This is a genomic window from Mesorhizobium sp. M0028 (assembly GCF_040323855.1).
In the GTDB taxonomy this organism is placed as follows: domain Bacteria; phylum Pseudomonadota; class Alphaproteobacteria; order Rhizobiales; family Rhizobiaceae; genus Mesorhizobium.
Genome location: NZ_JAMYVG010000008.1, coordinates 62800 through 87543 on the forward strand (window position 1 = coordinate 62800; position 24744 = coordinate 87543).

Sequence of the window (24744 nt, forward strand, 5' to 3'; positions counted from 1 at the left end):
AGCCACGCGGTTACGGGCAGCTCGGATTGTCGCGGCTGACAGCCCCAAGCTTGGTGAACTCGTCTTCGGGAATGCCCAGCGTCTGGTTGACCTGCGACACGACTTTGACGAGCTTGTTCAAAAGATTGCCGTCCGGCCCCTCGGTCACCTCGGTCAGGTAGATGTCGGCAATCGCGTTGCGGTTCTTGTCCAGTGACACCTTGCCGGTCGGCGTGTCGAAAGACAGTTTCGAGAGTGCGTCACGCAGTTTGGCGCCGCCATCGGAGACATCGCCGCCGACCTGTTCGAGACCGAGCAATGTCGCCTTCATGTTGACGTAATAGCCGTGGGCGAAGAGCGACGGCGAGGGAAAGGCACCTGGCTGCTTCTTGTAGGCTTCGACGAAAGTTTTCCAACTAGGCGCGTCGTTGGTGTCGGCGGTTGGTCCGGCGGAAGGCGTGCCGACCAGCACGTCGCGCAGCTTGCCCTTCGAGGTCAGCACCGTCTGGTCGACGGTGATCGAGCCACCAATCAAGGGGGCCGCGCCGCCGCCCTGCTGATACTGGGTCAGGAAGTTCACGGCGTCGGCGCCGCCAAGCGCGACGTAGATTGCATCGACGTCATCGGGAATGGCCGCGATAACCGAAGAAAAATCCTTGTTGCCGATCGGCACCCAGGATTTGGACGGCACCTTGCCGCCTGCCTTGCAGAACTCGGCCATGAAGCCGAAGACCTGCGTATACGGGAAAGAATAGTCCTCGGCGACCGTAGCGACCCGCTTGTAGCCTTTGTCGTTGAAGGCATAGGTGCCGAGACCCGCCATCCACTGCGCGCCGTCGGTCGAGAAGCGGAAGAAGTTTTCCGCCGGATTGCGCAGCGTCGTGTCCTGCGCCGCCGAGGTGCCATTGATGAAGGTCACGGTCGGCTGGGTCTTGGCATAGTCCTTGACGGCGAGGCCCTCATCGCCCGAAAGCGGGCCGACCAAAACCTTGACACCATCCTGCTCGACCAGCTTGCGCGCAGCGCGCACGGCGCTATCAGGTGAAGCGTCGGACGAGCCTTTGACGATTTCGATCTTCTTGCCGGCAACCATGCCGCTGACCTCGTCGAGCGCCGTCTTCGCGCCGCGCTCGCCGTCTTCGCCGAGCACCGTGAACGGTCCCTCGAAAGTGGCGAGCAGGCCGATCTTGATCGTGTCGTCGGCGGCTAGCGCCAGAGACGGAGCTGTCAGCCCGGTGGCAAGCGCCAGCGCAAGCAGTGTGCGTCGATGTATTCTCATTTTTTCCTCCCTTTGATTGATTGATGCAGTTCATTCCGCTCCGGCGTCACGGACCGGAACGCAAGGACTCCTGAGCTAGCTGCGGCTTGATCCTCCCCCACAACCCAAGAATTCCATCCGGCGAGATGAAGACGATCACCAGGAACACCAGCCCGATCAGCGTGTTGAAACGCTCGGCTCCGACAAGGTCGATGGCAAAGGTCTGCATCAGGACAACGACGAGCGCGCCGAGAAATGGCCCGATCGGGTGGCGCAAGCCGCCAATGACGGCGATGATCAGCACGTCGATGGCTGCATCGACGCCGATCGTGCCGGGTGAGACGCGCCCATTGAACCAGACCAAAAGCACGCCTGCGACACCGGCAATGATGCCGGCCAGGAACCAGGCGAAGACCTTGTGCGCGGTGACGTGATAGCCGAGCGCGCGCATCCGACGCGGATTGTCGCGGATCGCCTGCACGGTCATGCCGAAGGTCGAGCGGGCGCCATAGAGGATCGCCGCATAGGACAGCACCGCCGAACCCAGGCAGAGATAATAGAACGCCCTCGGGTCGCGCCAGTTGACGCCCCAGAACACCGGCGCGCGAATGCCGGCATAGCCGGAGTGGCCGTTGAAGATCGCGTAGTTCTGCTGGGCGAAATAGAAGGTTGCGGTGGCGATCGCCAACGTGATCATGATGGTATAGATGCCTTCGGTGCGCACCGAGATCCAGCCGATCAGCGCCGACGCCACCGCCGCCGCCAGAATGGCGAAGGATGCTGCGACCCACCACGGCCAGCCGAGGCCGAGCACGTTCGAATTGTTCTCGCCGAGGATGGCGATGGCATAAGCGGCGATGCCGGCGACCGTGATCTGGGCAAGGCTGACCATGCCGCCATAGCCGGCCAGCATCATCAGCGACAGTGCGAGCATGCCGAAGATCAGCGAATAACCGCCGATCTGCGTCAGGAAGAAATCGGATGCCACCAGCGGGTAGAGAACCAATGCTACGGCAAGGATGATGTGACCGGCGCCGAGCTTCTCCAGCCAGTTCTGTCGAGGCGCGGCGCCTACGGCGACGGTCAGGCTCATCGCGCTTTCCCCCTGATGCCTTGCGGCCGCACCGACAGCACTACCACCATGATGACGAAGGTGAGCACGATGCCGTAGGTCGGGAAATAGACGAGGCCGATCTGTTCGGCGAGGCCGATCAGCAGCGCGCCGATTGCAGCACCGGTAATCGAACCCATGCCGCCGACGATGACGACGACGAGCGAGGCCAGGAGATAGCGGACGTCCTCGCCGGGCGCAACCGACAATGCCGAGCCGCCGACGACGCCGGCAAAGCCGGCAAGCCCGGCGCCGACGGCAAAGACGATAGCAAAGACCGCGTGTACGTTGACGCCCGAGGCCGACAGCATGGCGCGGTCGTCGACGCCGGCGCGGACCATCATGCCGACGCGCGTCTTGTGCAGCATCAGCCAAAGGCCGATGCCGATAACGATCGCAGCCGCCAGCACGACGACGCGATAAAGCGGGTAGGTGAGAAACACCGAGACGCCGTTAGACCGCACGGCCGTGACCACCGGTAAGGTCAGTGCACCGTCGAGCCATTCCGGCACCGGGATCTGATAGGTGCCGCCGGCCCAGACCGCCAGCATCAGGTCGGCGGCGACGATCGAGATACCGATGCTGACCAGGGTCTGGCGAAGGTCGTCGCCTTCCAGTCGCCGGAAGACGAAGATCTGCATGACGACGCCGACAAGGGCCAGAACGATGAAGCCCGCGGCGACACCCAGCAGCCAGTAGCCGGTGCGGTTCGCCACCTCATAGCCGATATAGGCGCCAAGCAGATAGAGCGAGCCATGCGCCAGGTTGACGTTGCGCATCAGGCCGAAGATCAGGGTAAAGCCGCTGGCGACCAGGAAATAAAGGCCAGCCAGGGTGATGCCGTTGAGGATGGCGCTGACGAATGCCTTCTTGGAAATCAGGATGGCGTTCAGCCAGTCCGGCCAGACGGCAAAGACCAGCCATGCAATGACGGCAGCTGCGAGGAGCCAGAAAAGACCCCACGCCTGTCTGCGCGTCATGCCGCCGCCAGAAATCTCGAGCCCCGAAGTCTTAGGCCGCGAAATGTCGGGCGAAGATGGCCGGTCCAGAATGCTCATGCGGTCAGCCGGCGGCGCTGCTCATTCAAGCGCGGCGCCTTGTGGAACTTGCCGTCCTTCATGATGGCGAGGATGCGGTTCTTGTCCTGCAGGATGCGCACGTCCGATATCGGGTCGCCGTCGATCAACAGCAGATCGGCGAGATAACCTTCCTTGATCATGCCGAGCTCGTCGCCCATCCCCATGATCTGTCCGCCATATTTGGTCCCGGCCTGGATTGCCTCCATCGGCGAGAAGCCAAGCATCTCGACGAAGGTCTGGATGTCCTTGGCGTTGGTGCCTTGCGGCGTCCAGGCAAAACCGTAGTCGCCACCGATGCAGACGCGGATGCCGCGTCGATGCATCTTCTTCATCGTCTCGATGCACATTTCGAGCTCACGCTCATATTCGAGCGAAAGCGGCGAACCAGGCTTGATGCCCCATTGCTCGGCATGGCGCGCGGTGTTGATCAGCCAGGCGATGCCGGGGGCCACGAAATGCTTGTCCTTGGCCGCCTCGAGCATGTCGAGCGCTTCCTCGTCGGCAAACGAAGCGTGGTAGATGTTCTGGATGCCGTGGCGGACACATTGCTTGACCGAGCCGGATGAGCGCGCATGCGCCGACAGCACCTTGTTGCGGCAGCGCGCCTCGGAGGCGGCCATGGCGACCTCTTCCTCCGACATCGGCGTTTCTTCGGCGCCCATGCCGGTGATGCTTTCGCCGGACAGATTGAGCTTGATGGAATCGACACCGTATTTGATCAGCTGGCGCACCGTGCGGCGGATTTCCTCGGGACCGGAGACAACGATGCCGAGATTGAGGCCTTCATGCGGAATGTGCGAAGGCGCGGAATCGCCGAGGCCGCCGACCGTCGTGATCTCGGGACCGGCGGCGAGGTAACGCGGCCCGGGAAAACGCCCCTGATTGATGAATTTCTTGCACACCACGTCGAGCCGCGGCTTGGCGGCTGCGGCGCCGCGGCCGGCAGTGAAGCCGGCGTCGAGTACCAGCTTGGCCATCTCCATGGTGACCAGCATGTGCTCTTCCACCTCCATCATCTGGATCGGGTCGATGCCGGGCGCGTTGTTCCAGGAGAGATGCAGATGCGCGTCGATCATGCCCGGCATCAGCGTCGCGCCCATGCCGTCGATCGTTGTGACACCGCCTGACAAGCCGCTGTAGGAGGACGACACAGCCGGCGAGCCGAAACGCGACGAGCCCTTGGTGATCTGCTTGATACGGTTGCCCTGAACCAGCACTTCGCCGGTGTAGGGGTATTCGCCGGTCGCATCGAGCACGCGCACATTGGTAAAGAGCGTGCTGCCCGAACCGTTTCCGTTCCAGCCGTCGTCTGCCATCAGAAAACCTCCCAAACTGTCGGGCGCACTGTTTTTACGCCCGAATTCCGATCCTCACCTATCAACGCGTCTCAAAAAATCGGTGAGCCTTTGGCTGCTTTCGCGGGGGCACTCCACCGTGGCCCAATGTCCGCACCGATCGAGAGACAAGAATATCGCTCCCTTTATCCTGTCGGCAAGCGCCTGGCCGACGCTCATCGGATTGACCGTATCGGCGTCGCCGGTAACCAAAAGGGTCGGCGCTGAAATCCGGCGCGTATCCACAGCCGTCGCCTTGGCCAGAGCTTCGCAGCTGCGGGCATAGGCTTCCGGGTCCTGCCTGGTGATGGATTCGCGCACGAAGGCGACGGCGGCCAGCGAGGTTTCCCTGGTATGTGCCGACAGCGCATTGGTGACGATCTGGTCCGCGATGTCGGCGATACCGCCCGATCGCGCCAATCGCGCCCGGTTGGCAAGGCCTTGCCGCGTCGCCTCGGCCGGCTCGGCGAGAGCACCGAACAAAACCAGCGACCTGACCAGCGACGGCTGCATCGCTGCGACCAACTGACAGACGATCGTGCCCATGGAGTGGCCGACGAAATGCGCCCGGGTGACGCCCATGCCCGCCATAGCGCGGATGACGGCGTCGCTCATTAGCTCGATCGTCAATGGATCGAGCGGCCGCGGCGAGCGGCCGGATCCAGGCAGGTCGAGGCGGATGACCCGGTAGGCCGAGAGCGCCTCCAGCTGCGGCTGGAACATGTTCGAGGTTCCGCCGAGACCGTGGATCATCACCACCGGCTCGCCCTCGCCGGCGACTTCCGCGACAATCGGACCGACGGTGACAGTTGTCATTGCACCCGCTCCACGATCCGGTTCTCCAGCGTCCCGATGCCGTCGATCTCGACCCGCACAATGTCGCCGGCTTTGAGATATTTCGGCGGATCAAAGCCGATGCCGACACCGACCGGCGTGCCGGTGGCGATGATGTCGCCCGGCTTCAAGGTGATGCCTTGCGAAAGCGTCGATATGATCGTCGGAATATCGAAGATGAGCAGCGATATTTTGGAATTCTGGCGGAGGTCGTCATTGACGAAACAACGTACCGAAGCGTTTTCCAGGTCGAGCTCATCCTTGGTGATCGCCCATGGCCCCATCGGGCAAAACGTATCCTGCGACTTACCGATTAGCCATTGGCTATATTTTCCCTGCAGGTCGCGGGCAGTGACGTCGTTGACAATCGTATAACCCCAGACGTGATCGTAAGCCTCGGCTTTCGAAATGCCGCGTCCACCCTTGCCGATAATGACCGCCAGTTCCGCCTCATAATCGATCGCAATCGATATGGAAGGGTCGATCAGCACGTTCGAATGTGTTGCAACGACCGATTCGGGGACCTTCGAGAAAATGATCGGATGTTGCGGAATGGCGCCGGCACCGGCGCTCGAATCGAAGCCGCTGCGGGCAAACTCGTGGGCGTGTTCATAATAATTCTTGCCGACGCAAAAGATGTTGCGGGCAGGCAAAGGTATCGGCGCCTCGAGCTCGACCTGCGCCAGCGGAACCGGCGACAGCGTGCGCGGCATCCCGGCGCCGTTGCGCCGCAACAGCGCCAGCACGCCAGACAGCGCCTGGTCAACAGGGATATCGAAGGGGGCGACCGACTGATTGTCGACATCGACAACGCCGACGCGACGTTCGCCTGCAATCGAAAACGTCGCGACCTTCATTCGTTCCTCCCTGAACCTTTTATGAGCCAATATAAGCTCTTTCGTTACACGCTATCGCCGATTGGTTTAGGCTGCAAGAGGGTTTTCGTCACTTGTCGCGGTAAATCGGGCCTTGACCTCATCGGGTACTGGACCGGCAGGGCGCCGGCTGATAGTATTGGTTCAACATTGGATCAGATTAAAAGCTCTCAACAAATGCCCAAGCTCGTCGCCAACGACATCGCCACTGTGCTGAAAAAACGGATTTCGGCCGGCGAGTGGCTTCAGGACGGGCGGATGCCGCCCGAGCGCGATCTTGCGGCCGAGTTCGGCGTGGCGCGCAATACGGTGCGTCGTGCCGTCGGCTTCCTGGAGGAGGACGGAACGGTTGTCCGGCATGTCGGGCGCGGCACTTTTCTGACTGCGACCAATCCCGATTCCATCGCGGCGACGGTCACGCGGATGGAAGGCACCAGCCCCGCCGACATGATGGAGATCAGGCAGTTGCTGGAGCCAGCGGCGGCGGCCTTCGCCGCCACAAATGCCAGCATGGCGGAACTAAACGCGGTTCGCGAAGCGCATCAGACCGCATGCGCTGCCGAGGACATGCCGGACTTCGAGCATTGGGACGCCGAGTTCCATCACTGCGTCTTCGCCTGCTGCCGCAATGACTTCCTGAAAGAGATTCACAATCTCATGCGCACGATCCGCAACCAATCGCCGTGGTTCGAAATGAAAAAGCGCTCATTCTCGGAGGAGCGCAGGCGCGTTTATTGCGACGAGCATCAGACAATATTGGACGCATTGCTGCGCCGCGACCCGGAAAGCGCCAACCAGGCGATGCTCGCCCATCTCAAGACAGTCGAGCGCAACCTTCTGGGCCGCTAATAGACGCGCGGCTCAAGGAGAGCGGGTGAGATGCGTCCAACGACTAAGCCTTCAGTACCGAGACGGCCAGTTCGCTGTTGTGGACGTATTCGTTGGCGTCAGGCTGCTTCTGCACGAGCAGGATGAAAAGCAGGTCGGTGAGCGTCAGTTGTGCGTCGCGCGCGGTTATCGACGAAGAGCGCGCGCGCTCTTCATCGGCGATCGTGTGGAGGCGAATGTCGGCAACGCGGCTCAGCGGATTGTCGCGAAGTCCAGTGACGGCGATCACGGTGGTGCCACGTTTGCGAGCCAGTTCGGCTATCCGCAGGGTTTCGATGCTCGCCCCGGAATAGGAGAGCGCGAACAGCACGTCGCCTCGTCCAAGCGTCGAGACATTGGCCATTTGCACATGGCTGTCGCTGTCGTGCAGCACGTTGCGGCCGAGCTTCATCAGCTTGTAGGAGAAATCGCGCGCCACGAGCGAGGATGCGCCGACGCCGGCCAGATGAATGCGGCGCGCCCCGTTCAACGCTTCGAGGGCTTTGCCGATTTCCTGCTCGGTGTTGGCTGCGACGGTCTGTTGCATCGACAAGAGCTTGCTGCCGATCAGCTTGCGCAAGATGACCAGATAGCTGTCGCCGACCTCGATCGAACCGTGGATCATGCCGGCCGGCACGTGCCATTCCTGCGACTTGGCCTCGCTGACGGCGAGCTTGAGCTCCTGATAGCTGGCATAGCCGAGCTTCTGGCTGAACTTGACGACGCTCGACTGACTGCGGCCGATTTCGGCGGCGAGCGCCGCCGTCGACAGGCGCAGCATCTGGTCGGGATTGTCGACGATGTACCGCCCGATCTCGCGATCGCCGGGCGCCATGATCTCGAGCTTGGCCTCGATCTTCTTCAGGACGGACATGCGTTCCCCTGTTGCCAGTCATCGACAATGCCAAGCCAAGGAATAAATTATTCCGTTCCTGATTGACAGCCAAGAATGATCCATCAAATCTCGACCCGTGCGGTTTCGGCCTAGCCATTCGCCCACACCAACGATTCGGACATGCACGGGAATTCGGACATGAAAGATCGCCTGCAAGCGCGTAGACTCGCCGACACCTTGGATTAGGTCAGAGCGATGGATAGATTGCGGATCGTCGGCGGGCACAGGCTTGAGGGCGCGGTGACGATCTCCGGCGCCAAGAACGCGGCCTTGCCGCAAATAGCGGCGGCTTTGCTCAGCCCCCACCCGCTGCAGCTGACCAACCTGCCTGAGGTGACCGATGTCGACAACATGCTTGGCGTCGTCGGCCTTCATGGGGCTGAAGTCACCAGATCGGCGCATGCCGCCACAATCGATGCCAGTGCTGCCGTCTCTAGGGAGACAAGCTACGACACAGTCAGGCGCATGCGCGCGACGGTGCTGGTTCTCGGTCCGCTGCTTGCCCGCTTCGGCCATGCCCGGGTCTCGCTGCCCGGCGGATGCGCGATCGGCGCACGGCCGGTCGACATGCATGTCGCCGCGCTTGCGGCACTTGGCGCCGACATTGCAATCGAAAACGGGCTGATCGTCGCGTCTGCGCCGGGCGGACTGAAAGGCGCGCGCATCGTTTTGAGCTCGCCGTCGGTCGGCGCGACCGAAACTGCAATGATGGCGGCGACGACTGCACACGGCGAGACCGAGATCCTCAACGCGGCCCGCGAGCCGGAGGTGGCCGATCTTGCCGCCTGCCTGAACGCCATGGGCGCGCGGATCGAGGGCGCCGGCACGCACCGCATCCTGATCGCGGGCCGCACAGACTGGCGCGCCGCCACGCACGACATCATCCCGGACCGGATAGAGGCCGGCACCTATGCCGTCGCAGCGGCTATCACCGGCGGTCAGCTCGAGCTGACCCACGCGCGGCTCGAGCACATGGCATCCGTCGTCCAGCTGCTCGAAGCAGCCGGTGTGAAAATATGGCCGGGCGACCGCGGGCTGATCGTGTCGAGAGACGGGCCACTCGAGGCGGTCGACGTGACGACGGAGCCCTATCCGGGCTTTCCGACCGATCTTCAGGCGCAGTTCATGGCGTTGATGTGCTGTGCCGAGGGCGCTTCGCTGTTGCGCGAGACGATCTTCGAGAACCGTTTCATGCATGTGCCCGAACTGATGCGGCTCGGCGCCAATATCAAGCTGCAAGGCACCATGGCGCTGGTGCGCGGAGGCGAGAAGCTGAAGGGCGCGCAAGTGATGGCGACCGACCTGCGCGCCTCCGTCTCGCTGGTGCTGGCGGCGCTGGTGTCCGAAGGCGAGACAACGATCAACCGGGTGTACCACCTCGACCGTGGCTATGAGCAGTTGGACCGCAAGCTCCGCCTGTGTGGCGCCCAGATCGAGCGGATAAGTGGATGAGTGCCGGCGCGGTGTCTCCGCATTATTTCCTGGGCGTCGATGGCGGCGGAACCGGCTGCCGGGCGCGTATCGAAGACGAGGCAGGAACTGTGCTCGGGCAAGGCCTGTCGGGCCCGGCGACAACGCGGCTCGGTATAGAGGCGGCCTGGGCCTCGATTGCCAAAGCCTTTGGCGCGGCGATCGAAGAGACAGGGTTCGCGGCGGTGGAAATCGCCAGGATCCGCGCCGGCATCGGTCTTGCCGGCATCGGCCGCAAGGGTGCGCTCGAGGCGTTTCGTGGCATCGAACATCGCTTTGCGAGCATCGACTTCGTCAGCGACGGCGTCGCGGCTTGCCTTGGCGCTCATTCGGGTCAAGACGGCGCCATCGTCATAGCCGGGACCGGTTCGATCGGGCTCGGCTTTGTCGAAGGGCGCGACCTGCGCGTCGGCGGCTACGGTTTTCCGATTTCCGACGAGGGCAGCGGCGCCGATCTCGGACTAAAGGCAGTGCAGCTTGCCTTGCGTGCCCATGACGGCCGGCATGAGCGGACGGCGCTGCTGACCGAGGTGATGCAGCGCTTCAGGGACGATCCGTTCGAGGCGGTGGCCTGGATGGACCGCGCCAGCGCGACCGACTATGCCGCCTTGGCGCCGATGGTGATCCGCCACGCCGACCAGGGCGATCCGGCCGGACGGCGCATCGTGCAAGGTGCTGCCGAGCAGGTCGACACGTTCGTGCGGGTGCTGTTCGAAAAGGGCGCGCCGCGGGTTACGCTGCTCGGCGGTCTGTCCAGCCCGCTAGAGCCATGGCTCGCTCCCGACGTCCGCCGACGTCTGAAGCCGGCCGATGGCGATGCGGTTTCGGGAGCCATAATCCTGGCTAGGAAATCCCTGTGTCAGCGATAGTGCTCCTGCCTGAAGGAATATTATATTCCTAGTATCCGTTGACACGAGGAATATCGAATTCTAAAAAGTTAACCAAGCAGAAGCAAGTTGCCGGTCGCCGGCTGCGGGCACTGGACGTCGGCTGGCACCGCATCACATTCCTGCTCACAGCAGATTGAAAGCAAGCAAGTGGTCGAACACGGGTTGATGTCGGAGCTGGAGCGATTGGTTTCCGAGGACCGGAATCCGAAGACGATGGACATCGATCTGTTGCCGACCCTCGAGGTGCTGCGCAAGATCAATGACGAGGACAAAGGCGTTGCGGCAGCCGTCGAGAAGGTCATCCCCGACATTGCTGCGGCCGTGGACCGGATCGTGAGCGCGTTCCAGAAAGGTGCACGCCTTGTCTATATGGGCGCGGGCACGAGCGGCCGGCTTGGCGTCCTCGACGCCTCGGAATGTCCGCCGACCTTCGGCGTGCCCGAGGACATGGTGATGGGCCTGATCGCCGGCGGCGTCGACGCGCTGGTGCACTCCGCGGAAGGCGCGGAGGACGATCCGAAGCAGGGAATAAAGGCGCTGCAGGACATCAAGCTGACCGCCGGCGACGTGGTCGTCGGCATCGCTGTCAGCGGACGCACACCCTATGTCATCGGCGGCTTGACCTATGCCAAGCAGGTGGGAGCCACCACCGTGGCGCTGTCCTGCAATCCGCGATCGACCATTGCCGGAATTGCCGATATTGCCATCTCTCCGGTGGTTGGACCGGAGGTCCTCACCGGCTCGACCCGGCTGAAATCGGGAACCGCGCAAAAGCTGGTGCTCAACATGCTGTCGACCGCCAGCATGATCCGCATCGGCAAGAGCTATCAGAACCTGATGGTTGACCTCAATCCAAGCAACAAGAAGCTGATCGCCAGGGCAGTCAGGATCGTGATGCAGACGACCGGCTGCGCGGCGCAGCAGGCACGACAGGCACTCGACCAGACCGGCAATGACGTAAAACTGGCAATCCTGGTGACGATCACCGGCATGGGCGTCGAAGAAGCACGTAAGGCGCTTGCCAATGCGGGAGGTTTCCTGCGCAAGGCGATAGGCGAAAAGACGGTGTAAGACCGCATGGATGCTGGGCCGATGTTCCGGGGCGTGTGTCCCTTTGAAGCGGTCCGGGGAACTGCAAGGCATCAGGTTTAACAATAATGGGAGACGACAATGGTACGGCACATTGGCAAGAAACTGCTTTCCGGGATGACGCTTGCGGCAATGCTGGCCATTGCCGCGGCACCGGTGCAGGCGAGTGCGGCGACGCTGCACATGGCCTGGTCGCAGGACGCCACCGGTCTTGATCCGCACAAGCAGACGGCATTCTCCTCGCTGCGGTTGCTGGAGCTGATCTATGAACCGCTGGTACGGCTCGACGCCAATCTGCAGATCACGCCCGCGATTGCCGACTCCTGGCAGTTCTCGGCGGACGGCAAGGAGCTGAGCTTCAGGCTCAATCCGAAAGCAAAATTCCAGAACGGCGCCGCCGTGACCTCGGCCGACGTCAAGGCATCTTTCGAGCGCATACTCGACGAGAAGACCGGTGCGGCCGCCCGCGCCAACTTTCTCTCGATCGCCAGCATCGACACGCCCGATCCAGCCACCGTCGTGTTCCACCTCTCGCAGCCGGATGTGCCGATCCTGACCGCGATGAGCGACGTCAATGCCGCGATCGTCCCGGCAAGCGAAATCACGGCCGGCTCGATCGGCACGACGACGGTCGGCTCGGGTCCGTTCAAGCTCGAAAAGTGGGATCCTAATTCCAAGGAAGTGCTTGTCGCCAACAAGGATTGGGCGGGCGGCGCGACCGGTGTCGACGGCATCGAGATCAGCGTGCTGCCGGACGAAACGGCGATCCTGGCGGCGATGCGCACCAAGCAGATCGACTTCGCCCTGCTCAACGATCCACTTGTCGCCACGCTGGTGCCCAAGGAAGCCAGCCTGCAGTTGAACCGCGTGCCGGTGCTTGCCTACCACGTGCTGCAGCTCAATCCGTCCCGCAAGCCGATGACCGAACTCAAGGTGCGTCAGGCGATATCCTGCGCCATCGACCGGCAGGAAGTGCTGGACACCGCCTCGCTCGGCGAAGGCAAGGTCACCGGCCCGCTGACCATCCCGGCGCTGGCGACCGATCCGAGCCAGTTGTTCTGCTACAAGCGCGACGTCGAGAAGGCCAAGCAACTGATGACTGAAGCCGGCTTTCCCGACGGCTTTTCGGCGACCGTGATCGGCGCCACCGGCGAGCCGCCGACAGCAGCGGCGGAAGCCCAGGTCATCCAGTCGCAGCTCGCCGAAATCGGCGTCAAGCTCGATATCAAGATGATGGAGCTCAACGTCTATGTCGATGCCTGGCTGAAGGGCGATTTCGACATGGCCGTCGCGCTGAACGGCGGCAGGGCTGATCCCTACACTATGTACAACCGCTACTGGACCAAGACCGGCAATCTGCAGAAGGTGGCGAACTATATCGACGATACGCTGGACGGCCTTATGCAGAAGGGCCGCACCGAGACCGACCCGGCAGCACGCAAAGCGATCTTCGCCGACTTCGAGAAGCACATCACTGAGATGTCGCCCTGGATATGGCTCTACACGTCCTACAGCTACACGGCCCAGCAGAAGAATATCGCGGGATTCGAACCGGTGCCGACAGGTTCGCTGTTCAGCCTCGCCAAGGTGACGATCCAGTAGCTGCTTCGATGCCGGACGAGAGGATATTCTTCGCGTGAACTATCTGATGCGGCGACTGGCGACCTTCCCTCTCGTCCTGCTTGGCGTGTCCATCGTGGTGTTCCTGGCAATCCGGATGGTTCCGGGCGATTCGATCACGGCGATGCTGGGAAGCGAAGCCGGCCTGCTGACGCCTCCTCAGCGCGACGCGCTTGCGGCCTATTTCGGCATCGACCAGCCCTGGTTCATCCAGTACTGGCGTTGGCTGCTTGGTCTTTTCCAAGGCAATCTCGGCATTTCGTCCACCTATGGCAGGCCGGTGCTCGGCGTTATTCTCGAACGCTTCCCGCTGACGCTGGAGCTTGCGCTGCTGTCGATGATCATCGCCCTTGTCGTCGGCATGCCGGCCGGGATCTTTGCCGCCACCCACAATGAGAAGCTTTCCGATCTCGGCGTGCGCGTTGTCGCAATGATCGGACAATCGACGCCGAACTTCGTCCTTGCACTGCTGATCATCTACACGCTGTCGGCGGGGTTTGGCGTTTTGCCGGCGATGGGCGAGTTTTCGCCGCTGTGGCGGGATCCTCTGCGCAATATCGGCCAGCTGTTGCTGCCGGCCGTCACGCTCGGTTTCGCCTTCGCGGCGTCGGTCACCCGTATATCGCGTTCGGCGATGCTCGACGTGCTCAGCGACGATTACGTCAGGACCGCGCGCAGCAAGGGCGTCTCGGCGCGCGGCGTCATCTGGCGGCATGCTTTGCCCAATGCGCTCATCCCGGTCGTGACGCTGAGCGGCATAGAGTTCGGCTATCTCCTGGGCGGGGCAGTCATCGTCGAGCAAATCTATGCACTGCCCGGTCTCGGCCGCATGGTGCTGGATGCCATCCTGCAGCGCGACTACGCGCTGGTGCAGGGAAGCGTGCTGTTTATCGCCTTCAACTTCATGATCGTCAATCTCCTCGTCGACCTCGCCTATGTCGCGCTCGACCCGCGCATTCGGCTAAGCGAACACTGATGGCGACATTGCGGGCTATACTTGCGCACACCAGCGGCCGCATCGGCGGTGCCATCGTTGCGCTTTATCTGCTGCTCGCCGTACTTGGCATGCTGGGGCTGACGCCGCACAATCCGCTGACGCAGCACCGGGTCGAGCGGCTGCATGCGCCTGACAGCACGTACTGGATGGGCACGGATCTGTTCGGCCGCGATGTCGCAAGCCGGCTGATGACCGGGATCGGCCAGTCCTTCCTCGTGGCCTTCTTTTCGGTCGCCTTCGCGACGCTGGCCGGCACCGTGCTCGGGCTGGCGGCAGCCTGGTTCGGGCGCCGCTGGGACGGCCTGGTGATGCGCATCATGGATGTGCTGCTGGCATTCCCGGCGATCCTGCTGGCGCTGCTGATCGTCGCGGTTGCGGGACCGGGAACCTGGACCAGTGTCGTCGCCATTGCCATCGTCTACACGCCGATCTTCACGCGCGTGGTGCGCGGCCCGGCTCTGTCGCTCAAGGCGCGTGAGTTCGTCGACGCGGCCCGCACGTTCGGCAGCAGCTCGAGCTATATCGTGACACGGCATCTGCTGCTCAATCTGGTCGCGCCGTTGACCGTTCAGGTGACGCTGGCGCTGGCCTGGGCACTGCTCACCGAAGCCGGCTTGAGCTTCCTCGGGCTCGGCACGCAGCCGCCCGCCGCGTCGCTCGGCCTGATGCTGAGCGACAGCCGCAACCTGATGGAGACAGCTCCCTGGTTGATGATCTTCCCGGGGGTGGCGATCATGATCAGCATCCTCGGTTTCAACCTGCTCGGCGATGCGTTGCGCGATGTGCTCGACCCGAAGACGCGGAGATCGATCGCATGATCCCGCTGCTGTCCGTCAGCGGTTTGCGCGTCGGCTTCGGCCGAAAGCCGTCAGCCAATGAGGTCGTGCGCGGCGTCAGCTTCGATCTCGCTGACGGCGAAACGCTGGCCATCGTCGGCGAAAGCGGCTCGGGCAAATCGGTGACGGCGCTCTCGATCAATCGCCTTGTCGATTATGGCGGCGGCCGCATCACCGCGGGCTCGATCAAGCTGAAGCGGGCCGACGGCAGCATGTTCGACCTGACCGCCGCGGCCGAGCCGCAGCTGACGAAGATCCGCGGCGGCGAAATCGGCATGATCTTCCAGGAGCCGATGACCTCGCTCAATCCGGTGCTGACCATCGGCAGGCAGATCGAGGAGTCGTTTCGCCTGCATCGCGGCCTGACCGGCCGGCAAGCGACGGCGGCGGCCAAGGACGCGCTCGACCGTGTGCGCATTCCCGACGCAGCACGGCGGCTGAAATACACGCCCAACCAGCTTTCGGGCGGCATGCTGCAGCGGGTGATGATCGCCATGGCGCTCGCCTGCAACCCGCGCCTGCTCATTGCCGACGAGCCAACGACGGCGCTGGATGTTACGGTGCAGGCGCAGATCATGGCGTTGCTCGCCGAGTTGAAGCAGGAAACCGGGATGTCGATGATCTTCATCACCCACGATATCGGCTTGGTTGCAGGTATCGCCGACAAGGTGATGGTGATGCAAAGCGGAGAAGCTGTCGAGCAAGGCGCGCTGAACCAGATATTGGACGATCCGCAGCATCCCTATACGCGGCATCTGCTTCATGCGGTGCCGCATTTCGCCGGCGGCAGTGCGACACGCAAAGACATGCAACGCGAAAAGCAAAAAGCTACCGAGCCGGCGCTGAAGGTCGATGGCCTCGTGGTGCGATTTCCCGTCAAGGGTGGCTTTTTCAGCCGCGCCAGCGGTGCGGTGCATGCGGTGGACGGTGTGGATTTCGACTTGATGCCGGGCGAAACATTGGCCGTCGTCGGCGAGAGCGGTTCCGGAAAATCCACCGCCGCCCGTGCGATTCTGGGGCTGGTGCGCTCGACGCGCGGCACAATCTTGGCCAGCACGCGCAAGGCCGCCGCCGGGCAGAGCGCCCTTCCCGTGCAGATGGTGTTCCAGAATCCCTATGGCTCGCTTAATCCCAGGCTCGCCATCGAAAGCATTCTTGCGGAACCGGTGATCGCCACGGGCGGGCGGATAACTGCTGAGACGCGAGCGAAAATGGCCGCGCTGCTGAACCGCGTCGGCCTGCCGGAAAACAGCCTGCAGCGTTATCCGCACGAATTCTCCGGCGGCCAACGCCAACGGCTGTGCATTGCCCGTGCGCTGATGCTCAATCCCTCCGTTGTCGTCCTCGACGAAGCGGTTTCGGCGCTCGACGTATCGGTGCAGGCCAGAGTGCTGGAGCTTTTGATCGAGCTGCAGAGTGAATTCGGGCTGGCCTATCTGTTCATCTCGCATGACATGGCTGTGGTCGAGCGGATCGCCCATCGCATCGCGGTCATCTATGCCGGCCAGATCGTCGAGATCGGCGATGCCAGATTGGTGCTCTCGGAGCCGAAGCACTCCTATACCAAACAGCTTATCGCGGCCGTTCCCACCATAGACCGGCGGCATGAACGTTTCGAGCTGGACACGCGCCAGGTTCCCTCGCTCGTGCGTCCGCTGGGATTTGAGCCGGGCCCGGCCAAATGGCAGCAGTTCGGGCCGGATCATAGAGTACGGGTGGAAGTGTGATGATTGTCGCCCAGACGGATGCAAGGCCAGAGGGAGTGGGACGGATCGCTGCTTTTCAGACGGAGGCCGCAATTGATCGACCATGATCTTTTCGACCGGGCGTTTGCCCCACTCGAAGCGGCGGTGGCTGCGTCGCGCATTCCCGGCGGGGTGCTCGGCATGGTCGACCTGGACGGCCAACGCGTCGTCCGGGCAATCGGCTCGGCCCAGCGGGTGCCGAAGGTGCGGCCGATGCATGCCGAAACCTGGTTCGATCTGGCATCCCTGACAAAAATCATCTTCAGCACGCCGCGTATATTGGCACTGGCGGAAGAAGGCGTCATCGACCTCGACGCGCCGCTGATTTCGGTCCTGCCCGACCTTCGCCAATATGACGAAAAAGCCTGGGAGCGGACGGTGACGTTTCGCCAGTGTCTCGGCCATCAGACACCGTTTCCCGCCGTCGCGCCGATCTACACCTATGGGCGTGACCCCGAGCTGTTGCGCGCCTTTGTCTTGCAGCGCGAGTGGCAGGTCGGGGAGCCGGTCTATTCCGATATCAACTTCATTCTGCTCGGCTTCGTCCTGGAGCGCCTGTCCGGCAAGACCATTCGCGACATGGATCCCGGTCCGGGCTTCGCGTTCTCCGCCGAACCGGGTCAAGCGGCGGCCACAGAAGATTGCACATGGCGCCATCGCGTGCTGTCAGGCGAGGTCCACGACGACAATTGCTCGGCATTGCAAGGGGCCGGTCACGCCGGGCTGTTCGGAACGGCAGCTTCGGTCCTCGACTTTGCGCGAGGGCTGCTGGACGGGACCGGCGCGTCGCAGCGTTCGATAGCGCTGATGCGCACGCCCTTGTCGGCAACCCGCACCCATGGCTGGGAGCGACCCTACGAAGGCTGGTCCGGCGGCCGGCTGTGCAGCCCCGAAACCATCGGGCATACCGGCTTCACCGGCACCGGGCTTTGGGTCGACTTCGACAAAAGCAGAGCGTGGACCTTGCTCACCAACCGGATCCATCCGACACGTCATTTCAACAGCGGGATCGCAGCGCTTCGCCAAGCGGTCGGCGATCTCGTCAACGGAGCCTGACAATCATGAAAAATGGCGAACCAATGTGGGCCGTCGGCTTGATGACCGGCACCGTGCTGGACGGCAATATCGACGTCGCGCTGATCAAGACCGACGGCGAGCGGATCGCGGATTTCGGCACCTACACGCTGGCCCCCTACCCGCAGTCGATCCGGACCTTGCTGGAAGAGACGCTTAGGCAGGCAAGGAACTGGAATTTCACCGGGCCGGAACCGGCAATCTTCCACGAGGCAGAGGAGGCGCTGACGCGCGCCCAGTCTGCGGCGGTCAAGGATCTTGTCGAAAGCCACGGCCTGACCATGGCCGACATCGGCGTCGTCGGCTTTCATGGCCAGACCGTGCTGCACCGTGCCCCGCAAGTAGGCCGACTGGGCCAGAGTCGCCAGCTCGGCGATGGCGAGCTGATGCATGCCATCCTGGGCACCAAGGTCGCCTATGACTTCCGCTCGGCCGACATGCGCGCCGGCGGCCAGGGCGCGCCGCTGTCGGCGGCCTATCACGCCGCGCTGCTGCGCGAAGCCGACGCCAGCGGCGACACGGCGGTGCTCAATCTCGGCGGCGTCGCCAACATCACCTGGTGGGACGGCAAGGACAATGTCATCGCTTTCGATACCGGACCCGCCAACGCGCCGCTGAACGACTTCATCAAGTCGAAGGGGCTTGGCGAAATGGACCGCGACGGCGCGCTGGCTCGCGTCGGGACGGTCGATGAGGCACGGTTGGCCAAGCTCCTGCAGCACCCGTACTTGACCAAGCCATACCCGAAATCGCTGGACCGTTTCGATTTCGGCGCCTCGATGGCGGACGGGATGAATGCCGAGGATGGCGCTGCCCTGCTGACGGCCTTCACCGCGGCCGCGGTCGGCAAGGCGCTCGATCTTCTGCCGCGCCGGCCGAAGCGGCTGGTGGTCAGCGGTGGCGGTCGCCACAACCCAACGATCATGGCCATGCTTGCCAGCCGCGCCGGCGTCGAAGCCGTGCCGGCGGAGGCGCTTGGCTGGAAGGGCGACGCGGTGGAGGCGGAGTGTTTTGCCTTCCTGGCTGTGCGCGTGCTTAGGGGCTTGCCGATCAGCTTCCCCAGCACGACCGGCGTGCCACAGCCGATGTGCGGCGGACGCCTTGCCGGCTAGTTAAGCCACCAATTTCTTCTGCAGGAAGATACGGCTTCGGCCAATGGGAAAGTCGGCGAGCGCACCGAACGGTCGATAACCTTGGCGCTCATAGGCCTTGGCGGCCTTGGGATTGAACGTGTCGATCCAGGCGCCGTGACAGCCGCGCGCCATCGCCTCCCTCTCGGCTGCCTCGAGCATCCGGCCGGCCATGCGCTGGCCGCGCAGCTTTTCATCGACCCAGAGCCATTGCACATAGAGCCAGCCCCAGGCGGTGTATCCCGAGATGCCGGCGACAATCGCGCCGTGCTCATCGCGCACGAACACGGCCAATGTCTTCCTGCCGGAGGCGCCGACATCGCTGTCGTTGAACGCCGCAAGCCGCTCTCCAAGAAAAGCCAGCTCGTGCGGCAAGGGATTGGCGGTTGTCTCAAGCGTTGTATTGTCCATCCAACGAGCATCTATCGAAGGACCGGGCCGAGACGCAAGCCTTGCTGCGCTATAGCTTCGGCGAACGCCACGCCGCTGCCGCAGCAGCGATCAGCATGAGCAAGGCTGCAACCACCGCCGATGCCGCAAACCCGAACGTGGAATAAAGCGGCCCGAACGCCGTGGTGCCGACGAACACCGCGAGATAGGTCACCGCGCTGTTCAAACCCATGATCGTGCCGCGGCGCGCAGGGTCGAGCGCCGATAGGCGCATCACCAGGACGTTCAGCCCGAAATGATTGGCAAGGCCCCAGACGGCTATCATCGCTATGGTCAGGCCGAAGCTGCCACTTGCCGCAGCAATCGCGACATAGACGAGCGCGACGAGCAGATAGGCAAACGGCATGACCCGCCGCGCGCCCAGACGATCGATGACGCCGTCAAGAAGTGCCGCCGTGCCAAAGCCGGCGCCATAGGCGAGCGCGGCCAGCCCGTTGGCACTGACCGGCCGTCCCAGGCCGTTGTGAAGGTGATCGCCGAGATAGCCATAGACGCCATAAAACGCCGTCATGAAGGCGGCGCAGGCGACCAGAAGCGGCACTATGCCGGGAACACCCAAGGCGCCCAGCGGCGTCGGTGCCGGACCGCTCTTCCTGACGTCGCTGAGCAACGTCAACGTGAGGCTGGCCAATGCGAGTGTTGCGAGCACCGCGACCGCCGCGAACACGGCGCGCCAATGCACCAGGTCGGCAAGTACGGCCGACAGCGAAACGCCGGCGACCATGCTCAGCGTCCAGCCGGTCAGCACGACGCCGATGGTCCCGCTTTCACGACCGGGCGGCGCAATCGCGGCGGAGCTGGCATAGATTGCCGGCATGGCGACACCCGCAGCAATGCCGGCGAGAAGCTGGGCCGCGACCAGCGCCGTCACCGTCGGCGCCGCAGCGCTGGCGACGAGCGCTATTGCCAGCAGCAGCAACGCTCCCTGCAGCATGCGGCGGGCGCCGAGCCGGTCGATGTAGCGCGCTAGGAACAAGGCGCTTGCCGACGTACCGAGCCCGAACGCGGCGGACGCGATCATGACCGCCGGCACGCTTGTGCCGAACGACGCGGCCACCGCCGGTGCAATCGGACCGAGCACAAGCGAGTTCGAGCCGATCACGGCAATGCACCCGGTCAGCAGGTAAGCGAGTGCCGGGATTGGCGGCTTGGGGGCCGCTGCGAATGTGGCGACTTGATCACTGTTCGACATATGGCAATAATGGCCGTATTAAATTCTGCATCAATCGGGAATTTTAATATGGATGAAGAAACAGATGGCATTCCGCAGAACAGGCCTGCCGCCCGCGATATCGATGCAATCGGCCGAAAAATATTAGGCGTCCTGGTCGACGACGCGACGATCAGCTATGCCGAGCTCGGCGACCGCGTCGGCCTTTCGCCGCCGGCAGTCCATGAACGCGTCAAGCGCCTGCGGCGGAGTGGCGCCATCCGCAACACCGCGGCCATCATCGATCCCAAGGCGGTACACAAGCCGCTGCTCGCCTTCGTCCATATCGATACCAAGGGGTGGGGAAAGACGCCGGAGCTGATGGCGATTTCCGAACATCCCGAAGTCGAGGAGATCCATTCGGTGGCCGGCGACACATGCATGCTGATCAAGGTCCGCACCGAGGACACGCGGGCGCTCGAAGGCCTGCTGTCGCGCCTCTACGAAACACCCGGCGTCACCTCGACGCGAAGTTACGTGGTGCTATCGACCTATCTGGAGCGGCCAGTGCAGCCGGGGATTACGACGGAGTGGCCGACGCCCCGGCACATGGCCAAACCGCTCTATTAACTCAAACGATCCTCAAGCGTATCCAAAGTCGAACCGGGAACGTCTTAGGTACTGCATCCTGTGATCATCCATCGGGCCGGTTCGTTTTCGCCGGTTCTTGGGTCTCACGGGACGCCTGTGCGCAACCGGAGATATGCGATGAGAAAATTGATCGTGGGCAGCTTCATTTCGCTGGACGGCGTCATCGAAGCGCCAATGGAATGGGCCTCGCCCTTCTTCGACGAGGAGATGAAGGAGCACTCCTATGAAAAGGCTGGCGAGGCCGATTTTTTCCTGCTCGGCCGCATCACCTATGAAATGTTTTCGGCGCGTTGGCCGCAGGTCAAAGGCAGCAAGTACATGGACCGCATGAATGGGCTGAAGAAGCTCGTTGCGTCGCGCAGCCTCAAGGAGGTGAGCTGGAACGCATCGCTGATCGAAGGCGACGTCGCTGCCGAAATTGCCAGGATCAAGCAACAGGCCGGCGGCAACATACTGAAGTATGGAGTGAGCAATCTCGACCAGACGCTGCTCGCCAACAGGCTTGTCGACGAGTATCAACTCTCGATCGTGCCGACCCGCGTCGGGCGTGGCAAACGCGCTTTCCAGGATGTCGACCCGTCCCTGGTCAAGCTGGAGCTTATAGATACGCACCGTTTCAAGAACGGCGTCATCACGCTGACCTATGTCCCGCTGTGATCCAACGCCAAATTGAATGCCCATGAAGATGCAGCCAAGACTTGACCCGACCGGGCTTTTCGACGTCCGCTACGCCGGCTTCCTGGAGACGGTCGCGCATTTGCGTGGACGGCTGCACCGCTACTGCGCACGCATGACTGGTTCGACACTCGACGCCGAAGACGTCATGCAGGAAGCCTTGTTCGAGGCCTATCGGAAGATCGAGAAGCTGGACGATGCGAGTGCTCTTCGCCCCTGGCTGTTTCGCATTGCACATAATCGCTGCATCGATTTCCTGCGAAGCCGGCAGGTGCGTCAGCATGCGGAGGCCAATTTCGTCGAAGACGAGATCATCCTGCCGGTCGAGCCGGTGGGCAACGGCGCGGATCGCGCGATCGAACGGCTGGTTATCCACCTGCCGCCCAAGGAACGCGCCTGCGTCCTGCTCAAGGATGTCTTCGACTATTCGCTGGAAGAGATCGCCGATCTCGTCGGCTCGACCGTGGGTGGCGTCAAGGCCGCGTTGAGCCGTGGCCGCTCCAAATTGGCCGCCTTGTCAGGCGAGCCAATCGTCCGTTCGGAGCCCCAGCGCGATCCGGAACTTCTGGAATTGCTCAGCCGCTATGTCGAACTGTTCAATCGCCGCGACTGGGACGGGGTACGGGCGCTGACCAGCGCGGATGCCCAATTGCAAGTCGCGGATTGCTTCAAGGGAAGGCTATCGGAATCACCTTACTTCGTTGAATACGAAAGAGCCTCGACGACCTGGAAAATGGCGATTGGCATAATCGATAGCGAGGCGGTGCTGCTCGTGCTTCACCATGGCGAAGACGGTTGGAAGCCGGCCCATCCGGTTCGGATCGAAGCCGCTGGCGGGATCATAAATCGCGTCACCGATTACTATGCCTGCCCCTGGATCATGCCGGCCGCTGGTGCGGTGGTCGTTTCCGGGCCGGCCTAACCGGCAGCAGGACCTGCAAGTGTCCGGCATCGACCTCAATGAAATGGGATCGATGCCGGACGGGGCATAGGCGCTTACTGAAGTTTCGCCTGCAAGGCGTTGACGTCATCCGTCGTCATTTCGCCGTCGGTCGTCACCTTGCCGTCGACGATCTTCCAGAGCCGGAACGGGCCGGTGATGTCGCCATACTTATCGAAGGCGACCGGACCGATGACGCCTTCGTAGCGGATCGGCTTGCCCTCCTTGATCAGGCCGAGCGCCTTGGCGAACTCGTCCTTGCCGGCATAGATCGGCGTGCCGGCCGGGTCGACCGCCTTGTACATCGCGTCCTTGATCTTGGCCGGATCCTCAGAGCCGGCAATGGCGATGGCCAAGCCGACGATGGCGCCGGCATCATAGGATCGATCGGCCGCCGGGTTCGAGGGTTCGATGCCCGAAAATTCCTTGTAGTTTTTGGTGAAATACTCGGTCGATGCGGTCGGGCTGGTGCCGGAGGAAGTGCCGTACGCATCCTTCAGGTAATCCGCGCCAACGGATTCGATGAAGTCCGGGCTGTTCATGCCGTCATTGAGCAGGAACTTCTGGACACCGCCCTGCGAAATCCAGGTGCGGGCGATGGTCGCGCCGTCGACAGGCGTGCTGACGAGATAAAGCCCGTCCGGTTCGCCGGCCATCGCCGCGGTCACTTCCGAGGCATAGCTCGACTGCTTTTCATTGTAGGGCGTGTCGGAGACGATGGTGCCGCCGAGCGCCTTATAGGCGCGTGAGAATTCCGCCACCATGTTAACGCCGAAGTCGTTGTTGACGTGGATGACCGACAGCTTCTTGAAACCCTTGTCGATGGCGTATTTGGCGGCAGCGACACCCTGCAGCGCATCAGATGTGATGGTGCGGAAGAAGATGCCGTTGGTCTTGCCGTCGCGCCCAAGCGCCGTCAGCGTCGGCGACGAGGAAGCAGGCGACACCTGGACGATCTTGGCCGGAGCGGTGACCGAGGTCAGGATCGGGATCGACACCGAGGAAATGATGCCGCCGATGATCACCGGCACCTTCTTGACCTGCACGAGTTGTGTCGCGGCATCGACCGCGATGTTGCCTTGGCTCTGGCTGTCGCGGGTGTCGGTTGCTAGGTCGCAGCCGCGCACGCCGCCCGCCTCGTTGATATCGCGGAAGGCCATTTCGACCGATTTTGCGCCGGCCTGGCCGTATTCGCCGGCGGGACCGGTCAGTTCCATGACGAGGCCGACCGTGATCTTGCAATCCGCGGCCTGCGCTGCACCGGCCGCTGTCACCAGAGCCAGCGCAGTGGTGATCTGAAGTATGGTCTTTTTCATTGTTGTTCCCCTTTCGTTACACGACTCTCATTGACGCCTTGAGCCTGTTCAGTCTTCCGGCATCTGCAGCCAGGTTTCATGCAGATGTCGCCATTCGACGCCGTTGGGCGCCGATGAGCTGGTGGTGAAGACCGCACTCGAGCGGCGGCGGCTGTGCTTGCCCCCGCGCTGCTGTGCTTCGATGTAACAGACGACGATCGTGTCGTCTGACTGCCAGCCGGCCCGGATATCCTCGATCGAGATACTGAAATCGCCATCAGAGGTGGCGCGGCTTGCCCTGACATGGTCGAGCACCGCGTCACGATCGAGGACCTGACCGTCCGGCGCAACCATGCAGAAGCCTTCGCCCATGACGCGTTCGAAGCGGCTGAAATCTGCATTGTCCGCACTCGCCGCATTGAACCAGTCGACGAAGAAGCGGTGGAGATCGACCACTTCGGCACTGGCGCGGGAAAGCAAGGAGGGCTTCTCGTCCATGG

General features: G+C 62.8%; 24 protein-coding genes. 13 read left to right on the top strand and 11 right to left on the bottom strand.

Annotation, left to right across the window (positions count from 1 at the left end; all coding sequences use genetic code 11):
- Positions 1-10: 10 nt before the first annotated feature.
- The 6 genes from NKJ93_RS16970 to NKJ93_RS16995 form a co-directional block, all read right to left on the bottom strand.
- Positions 11-1258, bottom strand: a complete 1248-nt coding sequence (locus tag NKJ93_RS16970; RefSeq protein ID WP_352493954.1) for an ABC transporter substrate-binding protein — start codon at positions 1256-1258, stop codon at positions 11-13.
- Between the two features lie 46 nt (positions 1259-1304).
- Complete coding sequence (locus NKJ93_RS16975) at positions 1305-2330, bottom strand: branched-chain amino acid ABC transporter permease (RefSeq protein ID WP_352590295.1); 1026 nt, start codon at positions 2328-2330, stop codon at positions 1305-1307.
- Positions 2327-3328 (bottom strand): branched-chain amino acid ABC transporter permease, encoded by a 1002-nt coding sequence (locus NKJ93_RS16980; protein ID WP_352590491.1) that lies wholly within the window; start codon positions 3326-3328, stop codon positions 2327-2329. The genes NKJ93_RS16975 and NKJ93_RS16980 overlap by 4 nt, the downstream gene beginning before the upstream one ends.
- Positions 3329-3402: 74 nt before the next feature.
- A complete protein-coding gene (locus NKJ93_RS16985) occupies positions 3403-4743 on the bottom strand; it encodes a metal-dependent hydrolase family protein (protein ID WP_352590298.1) in 1341 nt (446 codons plus the stop codon).
- Positions 4744-4797: 54 nt separating this feature from the next.
- On the bottom strand, positions 4798-5577 hold the full coding sequence (locus NKJ93_RS16990; protein WP_352590302.1) for an alpha/beta fold hydrolase: 780 nt from the start codon (positions 5575-5577) through the stop codon (positions 4798-4800).
- Positions 5574-6452 carry a fumarylacetoacetate hydrolase family protein gene (locus NKJ93_RS16995; protein ID WP_023716702.1) on the bottom strand — a complete coding sequence of 293 codons (879 nt, stop codon included), beginning with the start codon at positions 6450-6452 and terminating at the stop codon, positions 5574-5576. The genes NKJ93_RS16990 and NKJ93_RS16995 overlap by 4 nt, the downstream gene beginning before the upstream one ends.
- Positions 6453-6473: 21 nt before the next feature.
- Between NKJ93_RS16995 and NKJ93_RS17000 the strand changes: the two genes are divergently transcribed.
- Positions 6474-7319 (top strand): FadR/GntR family transcriptional regulator, encoded by an 846-nt coding sequence (locus tag NKJ93_RS17000; protein WP_352590306.1) that lies wholly within the window; start codon positions 6474-6476, stop codon positions 7317-7319.
- Positions 7320-7362: 43 nt separating this feature from the next.
- Here NKJ93_RS17000 and NKJ93_RS17005 read toward each other — a convergent pair whose 3' ends face one another.
- On the bottom strand, positions 7363-8211 hold the full coding sequence (locus NKJ93_RS17005; protein ID WP_023716700.1) for a MurR/RpiR family transcriptional regulator: 849 nt from the start codon (positions 8209-8211) through the stop codon (positions 7363-7365).
- 216 nt (positions 8212-8427) lie between these two features.
- On the opposite strand from NKJ93_RS17005, the gene murA reads away from it, so the two are divergent.
- The 9 genes from murA to NKJ93_RS17050 all read left to right on the top strand — a co-directional run bounded on the left by murA (position 8428) and on the right by NKJ93_RS17050 (position 19065).
- Complete coding sequence (murA, locus tag NKJ93_RS17010) at positions 8428-9684, top strand: UDP-N-acetylglucosamine 1-carboxyvinyltransferase (protein ID WP_352493949.1); 1257 nt, start codon at positions 8428-8430, stop codon at positions 9682-9684.
- The gene (locus tag NKJ93_RS17015; RefSeq protein WP_352482731.1) at positions 9681-10571 is read left to right on the top strand and encodes a glucosamine kinase nucleotide-binding domain-containing protein; all 891 of its coding nucleotides are present in this window, start codon (positions 9681-9683) and stop codon (positions 10569-10571) included. The genes murA and NKJ93_RS17015 overlap by 4 nt, the downstream gene beginning before the upstream one ends.
- A 186-nt stretch (positions 10572-10757) precedes the next feature.
- Positions 10758-11663 carry an N-acetylmuramic acid 6-phosphate etherase gene (gene murQ, locus NKJ93_RS17020; RefSeq protein WP_502896899.1) on the top strand — a complete coding sequence of 302 codons (906 nt, stop codon included), beginning with the start codon at positions 10758-10760 and terminating at the stop codon, positions 11661-11663.
- Between the two features lie 99 nt (positions 11664-11762).
- Complete coding sequence (locus NKJ93_RS17025) at positions 11763-13283, top strand: ABC transporter substrate-binding protein (RefSeq protein WP_352590309.1); 1521 nt, start codon at positions 11763-11765, stop codon at positions 13281-13283.
- Between the two features lie 34 nt (positions 13284-13317).
- On the top strand, positions 13318-14277 hold the full coding sequence (locus tag NKJ93_RS17030) for an ABC transporter permease (RefSeq protein ID WP_352547489.1): 960 nt from the start codon (positions 13318-13320) through the stop codon (positions 14275-14277).
- Positions 14277-15116 carry an ABC transporter permease gene (locus NKJ93_RS17035; protein ID WP_352482737.1) on the top strand — a complete coding sequence of 280 codons (840 nt, stop codon included), beginning with the start codon at positions 14277-14279 and terminating at the stop codon, positions 15114-15116. Before NKJ93_RS17030 ends, NKJ93_RS17035 begins: the two co-directional genes overlap by 1 nt.
- Entirely contained in the window at positions 15113-16861 is a 1749-nt protein-coding gene (locus NKJ93_RS17040; RefSeq protein ID WP_352493946.1) for an ABC transporter ATP-binding protein, read from the top strand. Before NKJ93_RS17035 ends, NKJ93_RS17040 begins: the two co-directional genes overlap by 4 nt.
- Before the next feature lie 72 nt (positions 16862-16933).
- The gene (locus NKJ93_RS17045) at positions 16934-17935 is read left to right on the top strand and encodes a serine hydrolase domain-containing protein (RefSeq protein ID WP_352590312.1); all 1002 of its coding nucleotides are present in this window, start codon (positions 16934-16936) and stop codon (positions 17933-17935) included.
- Positions 17936-17940: 5 nt separating this feature from the next.
- Positions 17941-19065 (top strand): anhydro-N-acetylmuramic acid kinase, encoded by a 1125-nt coding sequence (locus tag NKJ93_RS17050; protein ID WP_352547484.1) that lies wholly within the window; start codon positions 17941-17943, stop codon positions 19063-19065.
- On the opposite strand, the gene NKJ93_RS17055 is transcribed toward NKJ93_RS17050, so the two are convergent.
- Positions 19066-19494 (bottom strand): GNAT family N-acetyltransferase, encoded by a 429-nt coding sequence (locus NKJ93_RS17055; RefSeq protein ID WP_352482743.1) that lies wholly within the window; start codon positions 19492-19494, stop codon positions 19066-19068.
- A 49-nt stretch (positions 19495-19543) separates the two neighbouring features.
- On the bottom strand, positions 19544-20725 hold the full coding sequence (locus NKJ93_RS17060) for an MFS transporter (RefSeq protein WP_023716690.1): 1182 nt from the start codon (positions 20723-20725) through the stop codon (positions 19544-19546).
- Positions 20726-20773: 48 nt separating this feature from the next.
- Between NKJ93_RS17060 and NKJ93_RS17065 the strand changes: the two genes are divergently transcribed.
- The 3 genes from NKJ93_RS17065 to NKJ93_RS17075 all read left to right on the top strand — a co-directional run bounded on the left by NKJ93_RS17065 (position 20774) and on the right by NKJ93_RS17075 (position 22931).
- The gene (locus NKJ93_RS17065; RefSeq protein ID WP_352590315.1) at positions 20774-21313 is read left to right on the top strand and encodes an Lrp/AsnC family transcriptional regulator; all 540 of its coding nucleotides are present in this window, start codon (positions 20774-20776) and stop codon (positions 21311-21313) included.
- Positions 21314-21451: 138 nt separating this feature from the next.
- Positions 21452-21991 (top strand): dihydrofolate reductase family protein, encoded by a 540-nt coding sequence (locus NKJ93_RS17070; protein WP_352590318.1) that lies wholly within the window; start codon positions 21452-21454, stop codon positions 21989-21991.
- 22 nt (positions 21992-22013) lie between these two features.
- Positions 22014-22931: a sigma-70 family RNA polymerase sigma factor gene (locus NKJ93_RS17075; RefSeq protein WP_352482747.1), complete on the top strand. Its 918-nt coding sequence runs from the start codon at positions 22014-22016 to the stop codon at positions 22929-22931.
- 74 nt (positions 22932-23005) lie between these two features.
- Here NKJ93_RS17075 and NKJ93_RS17080 read toward each other — a convergent pair whose 3' ends face one another.
- Both NKJ93_RS17080 and NKJ93_RS17085 read right to left on the bottom strand, forming a co-directional pair.
- Positions 23006-24265, bottom strand: coding sequence for an ABC transporter substrate-binding protein (locus NKJ93_RS17080; RefSeq protein WP_023716687.1), 1260 nt, complete (start codon positions 24263-24265; stop codon positions 23006-23008).
- A 48-nt stretch (positions 24266-24313) separates the two neighbouring features.
- Positions 24314-24742 (bottom strand): DUF4440 domain-containing protein, encoded by a 429-nt coding sequence (locus NKJ93_RS17085; RefSeq protein WP_023716686.1) that lies wholly within the window; start codon positions 24740-24742, stop codon positions 24314-24316.
- Positions 24743-24744 lie beyond the last annotated feature (2 nt).